General features: G+C 71.2%; 15 protein-coding genes and 1 pseudogene. 8 read left to right on the forward strand and 8 right to left on the reverse strand.

All coding sequences use genetic code 11. The annotated features are described in order from the left end of the window. Positions 1 to 62: 62 nt before the first annotated feature. The 3 genes and pseudogenes from ACFYVL_RS02130 to ACFYVL_RS02140 form a co-directional block, all read right to left on the reverse strand. A complete protein-coding gene (locus ACFYVL_RS02130) occupies positions 63 to 1,253 on the reverse strand; it encodes an alpha/beta hydrolase family protein (RefSeq protein ID WP_389240802.1) in 1,191 nt (396 codons plus the stop codon). A 273-nt stretch (positions 1,254 to 1,526) separates the two neighbouring features. Then, a pseudogene (locus ACFYVL_RS02135) lies at positions 1,527 to 1,951 on the reverse strand (DUF4267 domain-containing protein). A 330-nt stretch (positions 1,952 to 2,281) separates the two neighbouring features. Continuing rightward, complete coding sequence (locus ACFYVL_RS02140) at positions 2,282 to 2,728, reverse strand: anthrone oxygenase family protein (RefSeq protein ID WP_389240804.1); 447 nt, start codon at positions 2,726 to 2,728, stop codon at positions 2,282 to 2,284. Between the two features lie 90 nt (positions 2,729 to 2,818). Between ACFYVL_RS02140 and ACFYVL_RS02145 the strand changes: the two genes are divergently transcribed. Together ACFYVL_RS02145 and ACFYVL_RS02150 are read left to right on the forward strand one after the other, a co-directional pair. Next, positions 2,819 to 3,397, forward strand: a complete 579-nt coding sequence (locus tag ACFYVL_RS02145; protein ID WP_389240806.1) for a TetR/AcrR family transcriptional regulator — start codon at positions 2,819 to 2,821, stop codon at positions 3,395 to 3,397. Positions 3,398 to 3,927: 530 nt separating this feature from the next. Then, positions 3,928 to 4,074 (forward strand): hypothetical protein, encoded by a 147-nt coding sequence (locus ACFYVL_RS02150; RefSeq protein WP_389240808.1) that lies wholly within the window; start codon positions 3,928 to 3,930, stop codon positions 4,072 to 4,074. Between the two features lie 158 nt (positions 4,075 to 4,232). On the opposite strand, the gene ACFYVL_RS02155 is transcribed toward ACFYVL_RS02150, so the two are convergent. From ACFYVL_RS02155 to ACFYVL_RS02175, 5 genes are all read right to left on the reverse strand, one after another. Next, positions 4,233 to 5,006: a DUF2637 domain-containing protein gene (locus ACFYVL_RS02155; protein ID WP_389240810.1), complete on the reverse strand. Its 774-nt coding sequence runs from the start codon at positions 5,004 to 5,006 to the stop codon at positions 4,233 to 4,235. A gap of 370 nt (positions 5,007 to 5,376) precedes the next feature. Beyond that, complete coding sequence (locus ACFYVL_RS02160) at positions 5,377 to 5,733, reverse strand: hypothetical protein (protein WP_389240812.1); 357 nt, start codon at positions 5,731 to 5,733, stop codon at positions 5,377 to 5,379. Between the two features lie 143 nt (positions 5,734 to 5,876). Beyond that, on the reverse strand, positions 5,877 to 6,257 hold the full coding sequence (locus ACFYVL_RS02165) for a YrdB family protein (protein WP_389240814.1): 381 nt from the start codon (positions 6,255 to 6,257) through the stop codon (positions 5,877 to 5,879). Between the two features lie 115 nt (positions 6,258 to 6,372). Then, a complete protein-coding gene (locus tag ACFYVL_RS02170; protein ID WP_389240816.1) occupies positions 6,373 to 7,821 on the reverse strand; it encodes a DUF4157 domain-containing protein in 1,449 nt (482 codons plus the stop codon). A 153-nt stretch (positions 7,822 to 7,974) separates the two neighbouring features. Continuing rightward, on the reverse strand, positions 7,975 to 8,700 hold the full coding sequence (locus tag ACFYVL_RS02175) for a response regulator (protein WP_389240818.1): 726 nt from the start codon (positions 8,698 to 8,700) through the stop codon (positions 7,975 to 7,977). 310 nt (positions 8,701 to 9,010) lie between these two features. Between ACFYVL_RS02175 and ACFYVL_RS02180 the strand changes: the two genes are divergently transcribed. From ACFYVL_RS02180 to argS, 6 genes are all read left to right on the forward strand, one after another. Further along, a complete protein-coding gene (locus ACFYVL_RS02180) occupies positions 9,011 to 10,234 on the forward strand; it encodes an arginine deiminase (protein ID WP_389240820.1) in 1,224 nt (407 codons plus the stop codon). Between the two features lie 38 nt (positions 10,235 to 10,272). Further along, complete coding sequence (argF, locus tag ACFYVL_RS02185) at positions 10,273 to 11,274, forward strand: ornithine carbamoyltransferase (RefSeq protein WP_389240822.1); 1,002 nt, start codon at positions 10,273 to 10,275, stop codon at positions 11,272 to 11,274. A 229-nt stretch (positions 11,275 to 11,503) separates the two neighbouring features. Beyond that, positions 11,504 to 12,460 carry a carbamate kinase gene (gene arcC, locus ACFYVL_RS02190; RefSeq protein WP_389240824.1) on the forward strand — a complete coding sequence of 319 codons (957 nt, stop codon included), beginning with the start codon at positions 11,504 to 11,506 and terminating at the stop codon, positions 12,458 to 12,460. Continuing rightward, positions 12,457 to 14,115 carry a YfcC family protein gene (locus ACFYVL_RS02195; RefSeq protein ID WP_389240826.1) on the forward strand — a complete coding sequence of 553 codons (1,659 nt, stop codon included), beginning with the start codon at positions 12,457 to 12,459 and terminating at the stop codon, positions 14,113 to 14,115. The genes arcC and ACFYVL_RS02195 overlap by 4 nt, the downstream gene beginning before the upstream one ends. Before the next feature lie 83 nt (positions 14,116 to 14,198). After that, positions 14,199 to 14,474, forward strand: a complete 276-nt coding sequence (locus tag ACFYVL_RS02200) for a hypothetical protein (protein WP_389240827.1) — start codon at positions 14,199 to 14,201, stop codon at positions 14,472 to 14,474. 147 nt (positions 14,475 to 14,621) lie between these two features. Continuing rightward, a complete protein-coding gene (argS, locus tag ACFYVL_RS02205) occupies positions 14,622 to 16,394 on the forward strand; it encodes an arginine--tRNA ligase (protein WP_389240829.1) in 1,773 nt (590 codons plus the stop codon). Positions 16,395 to 16,396 lie beyond the last annotated feature (2 nt).

Raw genomic sequence — 16,396 nt, forward strand, 5'->3', positions numbered from 1 at the left:
CCGCCTGTCACCATCGGCCCGGCAGCCCGGCATCGAGGCCCACCCCCGCTCCCCCGTCCCGTTCACCGCCCGCGCAGCTCGCCGAACCAGTGCACGATCGCCGATGTGGCCGCGACGTTGGACCCCAGGTGGCGGGATCCGTGGTGGTCGACGGCGCCGAGATCGACCACGGGGGCGTCCACGCCGTTCCTGAGCAGCGCCGTCCGGCACTGGTCCGTGTTGGCGGTGACGGCCTGTTCGTCGTCGGTCGCCCGGTAGAGCCTGACCGGGGCGCGAGGGGCCCAGTCCGTGCATACGGCATCGGTTGTGCGCAGTGCCGCTGCCAGCGGTCCCGTCGGATGGGCCAGCAGGTTGCGGCCGTGCGGGGTCAGCAGTTCGTCGAGAGTGCCCGGGGTGCCCTTCATCAGTTGTTCTCCCGTGTGCGCGCCGTCGAAGAGCGCCTCGACGGTGCTGTCGTACGGGGCTCGGAAGACTTCGCCGGGGTCGTCGTAGAGGTGGTGCAGCCGTTGGAACGCCACCAGCGTGTAGGCCGCGTACAGCACGCTGGACTTGGGCTCCAGGCTGCCCTTGAGCAGGGCGGGCAGCTCCGTGCCGCCGAAGTCGTACGCGCCGCTGACCGGTGCCAGCGCACCCAGTTCGAACCAGCGGTCCTCCCCCGCCTGAAGAGCCCTGCCGAGCCCCAGCGCCGCCGACGCGCCTTGCGAGAAGCCGGTGACCATGACCTTCCGCTCCAGCACACGGCCGGTGCGCGGCGCGAACGCGCGGGCCGCGCGCAGCATGTCCAGGGATGCCGTGGTCTCCGAGCCGATGTCCATCCAGGGGTGCGGACCGGGCCCCTTGCCCATCCCCAGGTAGTCGGGCGCGACACCCGCGGCGCCCGCCGACGCGTGCGCGATCACGGGCGCGGACACGAACGCCCCGCGCCGCATGGACGGGGAGTCGTCCTTGTGGCTGCCGGTGCCGTGCGCGAAGGAGACCGCCCGCAAGCGCCGCTCGCTGTTGAGCGGCAGCACCAGCAGCCCGCTGGCCGTGGTGGGCCGCCCGTGCGGATCGACGGTCCGGTAGACCAGCCGGTAGGCGACCACGCCGTGCCGGACGGCGTCCGCCGCGAACCCGGCACCGGTCAGCTCCGCCGCCACTGCCTTCGGGTTCGCCAGCGTGTACAGCTTCTCGGCGGAGACCAGCGTCCCCCGGCCGCGCACCTCATGCTGACCCTGGGCGTGGGCGGCGGGCACGGCGGCAGCGGTGGCCACGGCCGGCCCGCTCAGCAGCAAGCCGCAGCAGACGGCCACGCCTGCGGCCCGGAGGGCGCCGCGGTAGGGCGTTGCCCTCCGCGGGCTTCTCCTCCGAGGTGCTCTCCTCCGCGGGAACGGTGAGGCGGAGACGGCCACGATTTCCTCCAAACATGAGTGGTCAACGGCCGGTTCAGCCTGTCGTGTTCGGTCCTGCGCCGCACTGGTGCAGGCCCCCGGCCCCTCCTGGTGCCTCCCCCCGGGTGACGGCCCGGCCGGGCCGGGCGGCGGGGGTCACGCGGGCCGCACGGCCGCCGTCGCCGGAACAGCCGCCCCCTTGCGGGTCTCGCGCAGGAACAGCAGGCCGTTGAGCACCATCAGCGTCGCGGTCAGGCAGTGCACGCCGAGCGCCATGGCCACGGAGCCGTGGTGGGCGAGTACGGTCGCCATGTCTCCGTACGCGGCAAAGGCTTCGACCAGCAGTGCCCAGCCCAGCGCCCGCCGATGGCCCGTTATCAGCAGGACGGCCAGGACCAGGGCCATGACGACGTCGCGGATTCCCTTGATGACAGGAAGCCGCCGCCGTCGCCGGACGGCCAGCTCGGCAGTCCGAAGCCGGGTGCCGTCGTCTCCGGGCTCAGGATGAACTCCGACCCGAACCAGAGGATGAAGAGGATGAAGGCGGCGGCCAGGACGGTGTTGAACTTCTTCAGCGACATTGAGCTCTCCTTGCGGGTCTTCTCGGCGTAAGTCCGGGCGTAGGTCCGTTGATTTGCATGGAGCTTGGGGAGATGCGTGAAGCGCGGGGAGTTGCTGGGAGCGTGGGATTTGCCGGGAGCGCGGGATTTGCGGGGAGCGCGGGGAGCGTGGGATTTGCCGGGAGCGCGGGATTTGCGGGGAGCGCGGGGAGTTGCTGGGAGCGTGGGAGAACTCGGCCGCCAGGCCCCCTCAATTCGGGGCTGCCGAACGCCGTGGCGAGCGCCTCGGTCGATTCCCTGACCGTGACTTTCACCAGGAGCAGGCTGTCCCCCGTCGGGCTGGGCCCCGGCTCAGGCGAGGGCGGTGACCAGCAGGGTGAGGGCGGCGACGAGGAGGGCGACGCGGACGTAGTGGAAGCGGTCCCAGCGCTTCATCTGCTGCTTCCAGTCCGCGGGCCGGTTCTCGGGCGTCCACGTCTTGCCCCGGTTGTTGATCGGGACGAGCAGCAGGACCGACATGACCACGCTCAGGGCCAGCAGTGCGCCCGCCACGACGACGAGACCGGCGCCCGGCTGCTGCCAGTCGGCCACGGCCCAGACCGCGACGAGGACGAGGGAGCCGATGTACCAGAACGGCATCAGGGCGCCGAGCATCCGGCCGCCGTGGGCACGGCCCAGCTGGCCGCTGTCCTCGGGAAGGGCGTCGAGTATCCGGTTGACGACGAAGGCGACGCAGAACTCCACCCCCACCATCAGTCCGACGGCCACGGTGGTGAAGACCTGAAGTGCGGTGAGCATGAGGACTCCTGAAGGATCTAGCGCTGCTAGGTGATGAAGCAACGCTACTGCTACTGCCGCTGGATTGTCTAGCGGTGCTAGGATCGAGTTATGTCGGTACAGGAACGCAAGCAGCGCGAGCGGGCGAGCCGCGAGCGCCTCATCGTGGCGACGGCCCGGGAACTCGCCGAGGAGCACGGCTGGGAGGCGGTCACCACCCGTCGGCTCGCCGAGCGCATCGAGTACAGCCAGCCCGTCCTCTACAGCCACTTCCGCGGCAAACGCGAGATCATCGGCGCCGTCGCACTGCAGGGCGCCACCGAGATGGCCGCGGCGGTGCGGGCCGCCGCCGCCACCGCGGACGGCCCGCGCGCCCGGGTGGCCGCACTGGCCCGCACGTACCTGGCCTTCGCCGCCGCCCACCCGGCGGTCTACGACGCGATGTTCCAGCTCGACGGCGGCCTGGCCTTCGCCCAGGAGGACACCCCCGCACCGCTCAAGGACGCCTTCGCCGCCCTGCTGGAAAGCCTCAGCGACGCCGCGGGCAAGGGCGTCTCCCCGGGACTGTTCACCGAGACGTTCTGGGCCGCCCTGCACGGTCTGGCCACCCTGACCCGCGCCGGGCGGCTCCCGGCGGAATACGCCGAACAACGCGTCGCACTACTGGTGGACCGACTCGCCGTCGTCTGACCCACCACCCCGGCAGGCACGCAGCAGATACACACGCGCCCCTCCACTGCCGTGCCTGCCGCCGGCAACGCTTCGGCCCTACCGCGCGCCGGCCCCGCCACCCCCGCACGGCCGGGCCGTAAATCGCCGGGCCGACCCCGACGGCCACTCCCCACCGAACCACCGAACCCGACCGACCACTCGGCCGTCGCCCGCAGACCCAAGGCTCCAGCAGCCCCAGGCGACAGGGGCCGGGCCAAGGTCAAAGGCAGGGCGGCGCCACACACATCACCTGACATTCCACAGGCGCCGGAACTTCAGTATCCCGGTCACTTCGGTCCCTCCGTACGCGCAACGACCCACCGGAGATCCACGACCGGACCGCCGCGCCCACCCCCTGCCTCCGCCCACGAACTCCCACTCACATCGCAAGAGTTGGCACCCGCCCAGGTCGCCCCCGGCCCTCAGACCCGCACCCGCCGCGAGATCATGCACAGGGACGGTCCCGCACGCGGGTTCACCCCAACCGGTCGCGATACTCGGAGGACACGATGCCCAGAGCCGAGCTCCTCCAGATCGAGCAGTACACCCGTCGCGGTCTCGGCCTGGCCCGGGTCGGCGATCCGGAGCCCGCCGTCCGGCTCGGCCGTGAGGCGATGCGGCTCGGCCGTGAGGCGATGTGGCGCCCCCGCACGTGAGTTGACGGCGCGCCACCTCCCGGTTCCCGTACACACGCGTACGGGCCTCTGTCTCCAGGTCGACGGCAGAAACAGAGGCCCGCGGTAACGTCGATGACGCGCCTTCCCGAGCCGGGGCACCCATGACCCGCCCGGCGGTCACTCCCTGACGGGGTGCCCTACGCTCCGGGAATCCTCGGAGCGTGCGCTCCCTGCCGGGTCCAGCGCCTGGAGGGCACCTGGCCGATGAGTTCCCAGAAGCACACCAGAGCCGTCACGGGCGGGAATCCGAACATCACGAACGCCATGATCGAGCGCGACGAGTGCCCCACGCACAGGGCCACCGCCACCGCCGACGAGGCGAGGAGCACCGCCCAGGAGCGGTATGCCGTCCGGTGCTGCATGGTCGCCCGCGCGATGGAGAGTGCCGCCAGGAACCACGGCCCGTACACCGCCAGCGGCCACCACAGGGCCACCGCGTCGGGCAGCAGTCCCGTGGCGATCGTACGGAGCTGGCCGTAGGTGTAGGCCACCGACCAGATCAGCAGGACCCCCGCGCACACGCAGATCGCGGAGATCAGGATCTTGGCCTGTACGGTGCCCCGGGCCGCCAGGAAGCGACTTCTGCGCCGTGGCCGGCGCCGGTCGATCCTGAGGTGCGGTCCGGCCTGCGGATCGGGGACGGCGTGCCCGTTCGGTGCCGCGGGTTGCCCGTTCGGTGCCGCCGGTTGCCGGTGCGGCGCCGGTGGCTGCTGGTTCGGCGTCGGCGACGTCATGGCCGCCAGCTCTTCGTCCGGGTCCCAGCCGTCCATCACCACGGTGGTGCGCGGCGCGCCCTCCCAGGACTGCTGGGCCGGGAAGGGCACGCCGTCGTACTGCTTCAGCGGCTCCTCCCCCGCCCACGGCCCCTGGGGCTGTGTGTAGAAGTAGCCATCGTTGTTGAACCTGTCCATATGAAGTTTCTCCGTGCACGCGTTCAGCTCATTGCGTTGGGAGCAGGAGTGCCGGACGCGATCGGAATCGCGGGCGCGGCTCAGCCGTGCGGACCTGGGGTCCACCCGGGGGTGCGCGCTCCGCGGCGGCCGGTGGTGTGCAAAAACGCGTCCGTCGGGCCTGCGGCCGGTCCCTCGGAGGTTCCGGGCGCGCAGAGCCGCCCCGCGCGTGCTCGACGTACGGTCGTCGGTCACCCACGGAAGGATCGTTTCTTCACGTACTTGCTGCTCTGTCACACCCACCTAACGAGCACCACGGGAGAAGTGGCCTACTGCATCCGAGGGAGCGCACCACTCGAACGAGTCACACGCCGTCCCGGACACCGCCGGGTCAGGGTGTGTTCGTCGTACCGGGCAGGGCGTAGCCCCCGTCCTCGTCCCACGGGACGTCGAGGTCGTCCAGGTGCACGCGCCACACCGCTCCCGGCAGGGCACGGCGCAGCGCGGTCACGGAGTCCAGCACATGGGCGATCACCGGGAGCACCCGGTCGGGGTCGAACGGCATCTTGGTGGACCCGGCCACGATCTCGTCCGGCTCGCTGCCGCCGTTCTCGTACAGATAGAGACTCTCCTCGTCCGGGTACGGGAAGGAGGACTCGCGGGCGGCGACGACGCGTGCGACCGCGGACGCCTCGGCCGCCGCGAGCGGCACCGTCCGGCTCGCGCGGTAGTAGAGGGAAACGCTCATGGGCCGAGCATAGGGAGGGGGTACGACAACGCCGCCCGGCAGCACTCGGCGGGGGCACCGCCCGGCGCTGCGGCCGGCCGCCTACCTGGGGCGGTGGCCGTAGTCGGCGGTGTCAGGCGGTGTCCGACGGTGGCCTGCGTCGGTCAGTGGCCGAGCAGCCACACGATCCGGTCCCAGGACAGCAGGTGGTACACGGCCAGTACGGCGGCGAGCACCACGGCGAGGGTGTGGGCGCCCGTCGCGTACAGTGCCGCCGCGCCGCCGAAGAAGACGGCCAGCTCCAGTACGAGTCGCAGCGGGCCGGGTGTCGTGATCACCGTCCCGCCGGACCGGGACGCGTCGCCCGGAGTCGCGAACACACCCCACAGCACCGCCACGAGCAGGGGAACGGCGACGACCGCGACGAACCGCAGGGCACCTGGCGCCACGGCCCATGCCCAGACGCCGAAGCACACCAGAGCCGCCAGCTCCAGAACGAACCTCACACCGAGCGCCAACGGGTGGAACCCCAAGCCGAACGACATACCCGCAATTCCCCGTCCTGTCCGCCGCAGCCCCGCTGCGATCACGGACCGCAGACAAGCAGCAAGTGGCGGGGGCGGCAACGGATTTGACGGCCGCCGGAGAAGCGGGCCCCGTCTACATGCGCGTTTTCGGTGCGCCCGGCAGCAGTTCCGTCTGGTAGGTGTGCGTGACGTCCTGCACTCCCGCGAGGAACATCTGGAAGAGCAGGTGCCCCGGGCCGCCCTGCCAGCTGCCGTCCCGCTGCTGCGTGGCCTTGCCGGGATTGATGCTGAAGTAGCCGTGCCGCTCGGCCTTGATGCCCAGGTAGCCGCCCAGGTTGCCCTCACCGGCGTTGCCCGACGCATGGCGGGGGTCGGTCGCGTTCGGTGAGAGCGCCTTGTGCATGGCGGCAGGTGCGTCCCCCTGGTTCGCCAGTGCGGTGTACTCCGGGTCGAAGAGGAGCTTGTGGGCCCCGGGCTTGAGCGTGAACTCCAGCATCCGGCCCGCCTTGATGTACTCGTGGCTCTGCCGTACGTCCCCGAGATGGCTGCCGGCCGGAATGATCGAACCTCCTTCCGCGTGCCAGTCCTTGGCCTCGGCGTTCGGGTTCTGCCGGATCCAGGACTCGGTGCGGGTGCGGGGGCTGTCGACGCCGGCCGTCCCGGCCCAGGCCAGAACCGCGTCCGCCTCCTTGTCGTCCATCGCCCGGTAGAGTTTCAGCGACCCGGAGCCCTCGGGCATCCGGTCCAGGTCTTCGAGGAGCTTGTTGGCGACGCCGCCGACCAGGGCGCTGAGCCTGCGCTGTGTTCCCTTGGGCAGTGCCTTCTTCAGCCCCTTCTGGGCGTTGCTCACCTCCGCCTTCCCTCCGGCCTGGCCCTCCCAGTACCCCTGCTGCAGCATCTCGCCGGGGTCGGCGGGGTACTCGATGCGCTGCACCACGGGCGTACGCGACGGGGCGGGAGAGTCCGCCGGGCGGCGCTGTACGGCGGGTGCGGCCTCTGACCGGCCGGACATGGCCCGGTGCGCGTTGGCCTCGGCCTCCCGCTCGAAGCGGTCGGACGGGTCGCTCACCCGCAGCCCGGCACCGTTGTCGGTGCCCGCGACCGGGCCCCGGCGCTGCTGGATCACATGCGTCAGCTCGTGGGCGAGGGTGTGCATGTCGCCGCCGCCCTGCCCGATGACGACATGGCTGCCCGAGGTGTAGGCGCGGGCCCCGACCTCGGCCGCCGACGCGCGGGCGGCGCTGTCGTCGTGGATGCGTACGTCCGAGAAGTCCGCGTCGAGGCGGGTCTCCATCTCCGTCCGCCGCGCGTCGTCGAGCGGGCGCCCCGGGCGCGCGAGAACGTCGTGCACGGCCGAACGCTGCACCGCTGGCTGCTCGGACACGGCTTCCCCGTGCCCGCAGCCGGCGCCGTGCTCGTGCTGTTCCTGGAGGTGGCCGGCCCGCTGGAGCATACGGGCGACCGCAGCGTTGCCCGCCGTGCGCTGCAGAGCCGTGAAGGCGCTCTCGCGTACGGGGGCGGCAGCCCTGGCCGTGGCGTTCGCCTTGTCGGGGCCCTTCGCCGACGAGTGCTGGTGAACCACTGGTTGTCTCCCTGTTCGAGTGCGCACGGCTAGCGCAGCAGGAGCGCGGCGGGCCAGGAAGGGGAGTCCGCGCCGACATCGGGGCAGGTCAGTCTGCCTGTGAGGGCAACGGGGCAAGGTGCGTCGGCGCGGGGCCGTGCGTGCGGTGGTCCGTCAGGTGGGCGCCGCCCCGGCCGTCGTTCGCGGCGGTGCGCAGGAGGGTCCGCCCTCCTGGCCGTCCGCGACGTCGAGGCCGCTCAGCCAGGCCCATCGCGCGAGTTCCACCCGGTTCTTGGCCAGCACCTTCCGGCGGCACTGGGAGACGGTCTTCTTGACGGCGGAGGCGGACACCCCCCGCCGGTCGGCGATCTCCCGGTCGGTACGGCCCGCCGCGACCAGGGCGGCCACCTGGAGCTCGCTCGGGCTGAGCGGGTGGATCGGGTGGACGGGCAGGTGCCGGCAGCCCTCGTCCGGCAGGTGGCGGCAGCCGTGGAGCAGGCCGCGCAGACTGTCGGCGGCGGAGGGCGAGAGAGCGTAGGCGCCCGAAGCCGCTAACCGGATGCTCTGCCGCAGCACGGCCGGCTCCAGGCTCTTGGCGAGGAAGGCGTGGGCGCCGCAGCGCATCGCGGCGCAGAAGTCGTCGTCCGACGTCGACGCCGTCAGTACGACGATGCGGCAGGGGCTCCCGGCCAGCTCCCGGACCGCCTCCAGCCCGCTCATCCCCTCCAGGTGGGTTCCCATGACGCAGACGTCGGGCCGGTCCGTCCGGGCGCGCTCGACGGCCTCCGGGCCGTCGCCGGTGTCCGCGACGATCTCGAATTCCGTGCCGTGCGCGAGGATCGCGCGCAGACCGATCCGGACGACTTCCTCGGCGTCCGCGATCAGTACGCGAATGGGCATGACGGCCTCCCCAAAACCCGTCGTCGGAGGCGGACTTCCGCCTCCGCGGGCCCGCTCCCCCAACCTACGTAGGCCGGTCGCCCCGCGGACGGGTCGGAGGGGCAGCATTCGTGCGGCCCAAAGTCCCGTGGCGCCCGCGCCGGAGGTGGCGCAAAGGACAGGGCGGGTGGATCACCGACCGGTGACCGAACGGACAGCAACCCCTGGGAGATGCAGGTCTTTTGCGTCGAATTCCATCGATTCGCAGGGATTAGCTTCGTTCCACGAGGTCGACGCAACGGTGCGGAGGCCACGGACCGAGGAGGACCCCATGTCTTTCCATGTCGATTCCGAAGCGGGCAAGCTGAAGCAGGTCATCCTGCACCGTCCCGGACTGGAGCTGGAGCGCCTCACCCCCAGCAACAAGGACGGCCTGCTCTTCGACGACGTGCTGTGGGTCGAGAAGGCCCAGGAGGAGCACGACTTCTTCGCGCAGACCCTGCGCGACCGAGGCATCACGGTCCACCTCATGACCGATCTCCTCGCGGAGACCATGCGGAACGAGGAGGCGCGCGGACTCGTTCTGGACCGCCTCTTCGACCCGCGTCAGTACGGCCCCATCGCCACCGACCGGGCCCGCAACGTCTACGAGCAGTTCGACAACGCGGAGTTGGTCCGCCACCTCGTGGGCGGCATCACCAAGCGGGAGCTCGTCGCGAGGATGGGCAGGCCGCGATCCGTGCGGGTGCAGGTGATGGACGACGAGGACTTCGTACTCGCCCCGCTGCCCAACCACCTCTTCACCCGCGACACCTCCTGCTGGGTCTACGACGGTGTCGCCGTCAACGCCATGATGAAGACGGCCCGCCGCCCGGAGACCGTCCACTTCGAGGCCATCTACCGCTACCACCCGCTCTTCGCGGACCGCGACTTCAAGGTGTGGAACGAGGGACAGAGCTCCTTCCCGTCCACCATGGAGGGCGGCGACGTCCTGGTCATCGGCAACGGCGTGGTGCTGGTCGGCATGAGCGAGCGCACCACCGCGCAGGGCGTCGAGGGGCTGGCGGTCCAGCTCTTCAAGGAGGGCTCCGCGCAGAAGATCGTGGCCCTGGACATGCCCAAGGGCCGGGCCTTCATGCACCTCGACACGGTCATGACCATGGTCGACGGCGACACCTTCACCAAGTACACCGGCCTGGGCATGCTGCCCTCGTACACCATCGAGGCGGACAGCGCCCCGGACGACCTGCGGGTCACCAGGCACGCGCCCGAGGAGATGCACCGCGTCATCGCGGACGCGCTGGGCCTGGACGACATCAGGATCCTCACGCCGCAGCAGGGGGCCTTCGCCGCCGAGCGGGAGCAGTGGGACGACGGCTGCAACGTACTCACCGTCGAGCCGGGCGTGGTCGTGGCCTACGACCGCAACGTGGCCTCCAACAAGTACCTGGAGGACAACGGCGTCGAGGTCATCCGGGTCAGGGGCAGCGAGCTCGGCCGGGGCCGCGGCGGCCCGCGCTGCATGAGCTGCCCGATCGAGCGCGAAGCCGTCTGATCCCCCCACCTCCCCACTTCCAGGAAGGGCGCCCTCACATGGCCCTGAATCTGCGTCACCGCAGCTTCGTCAAGGAACTCGACTTCACCCCCTCCGAGCTCCTGCACCTCATCGACCTCTCGGCCGCGCTGAAGACCGCCAAGCGGACCGGGACCGAGCAGCCCCGGCTGACCGGCCGCAACATCGCCCTGATCTTCGAGAAGACCTCCACCCGCACCCGCTGCGCCTTCGAGGTCGCCGCCCACGACCAGGGGGCGCACGTCACCTACCTGGATCCCGGCGGCTCCCAGATCGGTCACAAGGAGTCGATGAAGGACACCGCCCGCGTGCTGGGGCGGATGTACGACGGCATCGAGTACCGGGGTTCCTCCCAGGTGCTGGTGGAGGAACTGGCCGAGCACTCGGGCGTGCCGGTCTGGAACGGGCTGACCGACGAGTGGCACCCCACCCAGATGCTCGCCGACTTCCTGACCATGCGCGAGCACTCGGGCAAGCCCCTGCACGAGGTCTCCTTCGCCTACCTCGGCGACGCCCGCAACAACGTCGGCAACTCGCTGCTGGTCATGGGCGCGCTGATGGGCGCGGACGTACGGATCGTGGCGCCCGAGAGCCTGTGGAACGACGCCGGGACCATCGCCGAGGCCGCCGGGATCGCGGAGCGCACCGGGGCCAGGATCACCCACACCGAGGAGGTCGGTGCCGGCGTCGAGGGCGTCGACTTCGTCTACACCGACGTGTGGGTCTCCATGGGCGAGCCCAAGGAGGTCTGGGACGAGCGGATCGCACTGCTCACCCCGTACCAGGTCACCGCGGAGGTGATGAGGGCGACCGGCAACCCGCGGGCCAAGTTCCTGCACTGCCTGCCCGCCTTCCACGACCGCGACACCGAGGTGGGCGCCGAGATCCACGCCCGGCACGGACTGGCGGCCCTGGAGGTCACCGACGAGGTCTTCGAGTCCGCGGCCTCGGTGGTCTTCGACCAGGCGGAGAACCGGATGCACACCATCAAGGCGGTGATGGTCGCCACCCTCGGCGGCTGACGCCCTTCGACCGGGCGACCGTCGGATCCCGCGGCCGGAACGTCCGGGGGGCCGGGCAGACCGCCTCCCGTCCCGCCCTCCCCGGACGTCCCTCCCCGACGTCGCCCTCCTCCGCCGGCCCGGTGGCGCGGATCGGTCGCGAAACCGATCCGCTCCCCGGGCCGGCGGCCCTTTCCCCGACCTCCTCGATCCGGCTCGCCCCGGATCGACCCTCCGAACGGAATCCCCTGTGCGTGTAGTGGTAGCCCTGGGCGGCAACGCCCTTCTCCGGCGCGGCGACAGGCCGGACGCCGACGTCCAACTCGCCAACGTCCGCCAGGCCGTCGAGGCACTGGCCCCGCTGGCCCGGGAGCACGAACTCGTGGTCACCCACGGCAACGGCCCGCAGGTCGGTGTCCTCGCCCTGCAGAGCGCCGCGGACCCGGCGCTGAGCTGCCCGTACCCCTTCGACGTCCTGGGTGCCGAGACCCAGGGCATGATCGGGTACTGGCTGTTGCAGTCCCTCCAGAACGCCCTGCCCAACCGTCAGGTGTGTTCCCTCATCAACCAGACGCTGGTGTCGGTGGCCGACCCCGCGTTCGAGAACCCGACGAAGTTCGTCGGTCAGGTCTACGACCGGGAGACCGCCGAACGCCTCGCCGGTGAGCGGGGCTGGACGGTCCGGCAGGACGGCCGGCACTGGCGCCGTGTGGTGCCCTCCCCCCAGCCCCAACGGGTGGTGGAGACCCGGCTGATCCGGCGGCTGCTCGACCAGGGCGTGATCGCGGTGTGCGCCGGCGGCGGTGGCGTCCCGGTCGTCCGCAACGAGCACGGCAGGCTCGCCGGGGTGGAGGCGGTGGTCGACAAGGACCTCACCGCGGCGCTGCTCGCCGAGGCCCTGGAGGCCGACGCGCTGATCCTCCTCACCGACGTACGCCGCGTGATGCGCGGTTACGGGACCCCCGAGGCCGTGGAGATCACCCACAGCACCCCGGCCGAGCTGCGCGCCGAGGAGTTCCCGGCCGGGTCCATGGGGCCCAAGGTCGAGGCGGTCTGCCGGTTCGTGGAGACCACCGGCGACATGGCCGCGATCGGTTCCCTGGACGAGGTCGTCGACATCGTGCGGGGCCGGGCGGGCACCGTCGTCACACCCGGCGGAGACCGTACGGGCGGGCAGGCCCGCGTTCCCGAGGGAGCCCTGGCATGAGCACCGCCACCCCGCAGCGGCCCAAGGACGACCCGGACGCGGAGCGGCCCGCGACGGACACCGGGGCCACCGCCGCAGAGACCGGCACCGCCTCCGGGGCCGGCACCGCCACCGGGGCCGGCGCCGCCACCGGGGCCGGCGCCGCCACCGGGGCCGGCGCCGCGACCGGGGCCGGGGAGCCGGAGGCCGACCGGGCCCCGGGGAAGAAGGAACGGAACTTCAAGTTCCCCACCGCCTTCACGGTCCTGGGCATCGTCACCGTCGCCGTCTGGATCCTGGCCTTCCTGATCCCGCCCGGCGCGTACGACCTGGACAAGAACGGCGCCCCGATACCCGGCTCGTACCACACGGTGGAGAGTTCGGCCTCGCTCCTGGACCGGCTGGGGGACCTCTTCCTCTCCCCCGCCAACGGCCTCTACGGCATCACCGCCGACGGCCGCACGGGACCCGGCGGCGAAGGCTCCCTGATGGGCTCGGCGGCGGTCTTCTTCTTCATCCTCGCGGTGGGCGCCTTCATCACCGTGGCGATGAAATCCGGCGCCCTGGACGCGGGCATCGGCCGCCTCGCTCAGCGGCTGGCCGACCGCAAGGCGCTGCTCGTCGTCGCCCTGATGGTGGTCTTCTCCCTGGGCGGCAGCACCTACGGCATGGCGGAGGAGACCCTCGGGTTCTACGCCCTCATCGTTCCGCTGGCCCTGCGTCTGGGCTACGACCGGATGGTGGGCGCGGCGATCATCATGATCGGTGCCGGTATCGGCACCCTGACCTCCACGGTCAATCCGTTCGCCACCGGCGTGGCGTCGGCCGCCGCCGGTGTGGGCACCGGTGACGGCATCGTGCTCCGGCTGGGGATGTGGGTGGTCCTCACCTCCGTCGCCGTGTTCTTCGTCCTCCGGTACGCCAAGAAGGTCGCGAAGGACCCGTCGGCGTCGCTGGTCGGGCACGCCGACGACACCTCGGCGGAGGCAGACGACATCCCGCCGCTGACCGCCCGTCAGAAGACCGTGCTGTACGTCTTCGCCGCCACCTTCGTCCTGATGATCTTCTCGGTCATCCCGTGGGCCGACTTCAACATCACCGCGGTCCCCACCCTCGGCTGGTCCTTCCCCGAGCTGTCGGGCCTGTTCCTGGTCTCCGCCATCGTCATCGGCCTCATCGCCGGTCTGGGCGAGAAGGGCACGGTGGACGCCCTCGTCGCGGGGGCGGGCGACTTCATCGGCGCGGCGCTGATCATCATCCTGGCGCGTGGTCTCACCGTCATCATGAACAACGCCCAGATCACCGACACCATTCTCGACGCCCTCAACAAGGCGGTGGACGGCACCAGTTCGGGTGTCTTCGCCACGCTGACCTTCCTGGTCAACATCCCGCTGGCGTTCTTCGTGCCGTCCTCGTCCGGTCACGCCACCCTGGCCATGCCCATCCTGGCGCCGCTCGCGGACTTCGCCGGAGTGCAGCGCGCCCTGGTGGTCACGGCGTACCAGACCGCCTCGGGCCTGGTGAACCTGGTCACCCCGACCTCCGCGGTCATCATGGGCGGCCTGGCCCTGTCCAAGATCCGCTACGACAAGTACCTCAAGTTCGTGTGGCCGCTGCTGGCGACCCTGCTCGCGGTCTCCGTCGGCTTCATGCTCCTCGGGGCGGTGATGAGCTGATGGCGGGCGCCGTCCTGTCACAAGCCGGTCGGTCACAAGCCGGTCGGTCACGAGCCGTTCGGTCACCAGCCGTTCGGTCACCAGTGGAGTCGTACGCGCAGGAGTCGTACGCGGTGGGGTCGTACGCGGCGGACTTCGGCCCACAGGCGATGGTCGTCCGCGCGGGGAGGGCCGGGGAAACGCTGGTCCTGCACACTCCGCCGGGCGGCGCCCGCTACGTGGCCACCCTCATCGACGCGGACCCCGGCCTCGACGTCATGGGCTGCGTGGCCGGCAACGACGTGGTCCTGGTGGTCTGCCGGGGCCGGGACGGGGTCCGAGGAGTGCTGCGCCACTTCCACGTGGAGGCGGAGTCCTGACCCGGTCGCCCGCCCGGTGACGGCACCGGGCGGGCGCCTCCCCCGTACCCCGCCCCGCCATGTCCCCCCGTACTCCCGCCTCGTACGCCCGCCCGCCCCCTCCCCCTCAGTTCCGGCCCCTCGGCCCCCGCACCCACAGGAGTCCCCGTGCCCGCCGTGCCCTCCCTCGCCCACACCGTCCACGAGCAGCTCTCCGAGGCGGTGACCCGGGCCCTGCCCGCCTTCGCCGGTACCGATCCGCTGCTGCGCCCCAGCGACCGGGCCGACTTCCAGGCCAACGGCGTCCTGGCCCTGGCGAAACGGCTGGGCGAGAACCCCCGGGAGGTCGCCGAAAGAGTGGTTCGGGCCATGGACGGGGCGACCGTCCTGGAGAACGTCGGGGTGTCGGGCCCCGGCTTCCTGAACCTGCGGGTCAGGGACGCGGCCATCGTGGAGAACCTGACGGCCAGGTGCGAGGACGACCGGCTCGGAGTACCCCGGAACCCGGACGCGGGCACCACCGTCATCGACTACGCGCAGCCCAACGTGGCCAAGGAGATGCACGTCGGGCACCTGCGGTCGGCGGTGATCGGTGACGCGATGGTCAGGATCCTGGAGTTCACCGGCGAGGAGGTGGTGCGCCGCCACCACATCGGCGACTGGGGCACCCAGTTCGGCATGCTCATCCAGTACCTGATCGAGCACCCCCACGAACTCGACCGCAGTGCGGACAGCGGATCGGTGGAGGCGTCCGGCGCCGAGGCCATGTCCAACCTCAACCGCCTGTACAAGGCGTCCCGGACCCTCTTCGACTCCGACCCCGGGTTCAAGACCCGGGCCCGCGCCCGCGTGGTGGACCTCCAGGCGGGCGACGAGCTGACCACGGGCCTGTGGCAGCGCATCGTCGACGAGTCCAAGCTCTACTTCTCCTCCGTCTTCGAGAAGCTGGACGTGGAGATCCGCGACCCGGACGTGGTCGGCGAGTCCGGCTACAACCACATGCTGGACGAGACCTGCCGGCTGCTGGAGGAGTCCGGCGTCGCCGAGGTCTCCGAGGGCGCCCTGTGCGTCTTCTTCGACGACGTGCGCGGGCCGGACGGCAACCGGGTGCCGCTGATCGTCCGCAAGTCCGACGGCGGTTACGGCTACGCGGCCAGCGACCTCTCCGCCATCCGCGACCGGGTCTTCCACCTGCACGCCACCACCCTCCTGTACGTGGTGGACGCCCGGCAGGCCCTGCACTTCAAGATGGTCTTCGAGACCGCCCGCCGGGCCGGCTGGCTGCACGGGAACCTGAAGGCCGTACAGCTCGCCTTCGGCACCGTCCTGGGCGCCGACGGCAAACCCTTCAAGACCCGGGAGGGCGAGACGATCAGGCTGATCGACCTCCTCGACGAGGCCATCGAGCGGGCCGCCGCCGTGGTCCGCGAGAAGGCCCGGGACCTGGGACCGGAGGAGATCCGCGAGCGGGCCGCACAGGTGGGGATCGGCGCGGTCAAGTACGCCGACCTGTCCACCTCGGCCATCCGCGACTACAAGTTCGACCTGGACCAGATGGTCTCGCTCAACGGGGACACCTCCGTCTACCTCCAGTACGCGTACGCCCGGACCCGGTCGATCCTGCGCAAGGCCGGTGAGGTGAGGCCGACCGGACGGCCCGACGTGGCCCTGGAACCGGCCGAACGGGCCCTCGGCCTGCACCTTGACGGCTTCGGCGCGGTCCTGGAGGACGCGGCACGCGAGTACGCCCCGCACAAACCGGCCGCGTACCTCTACCGGCTGGCGGCCCTGTTCACCTCGTTCTACGACCAGTGCCACGTGCTGAGCGAGGACAACACCCGCGCGGTCACCGAGAACCGCCTGCTGCTGTGCGACCTGACCGGACGGACCCTGCGCCGGGGGATGGAACTGCTCGGGCTGCACGCGCCCGAGCGGCTCTGATC

The organism is Streptomyces sp. NPDC004111, assembly GCF_042874215.1.
GTDB lineage: Bacteria > Actinomycetota > Actinomycetes > Streptomycetales > Streptomycetaceae > Streptomyces.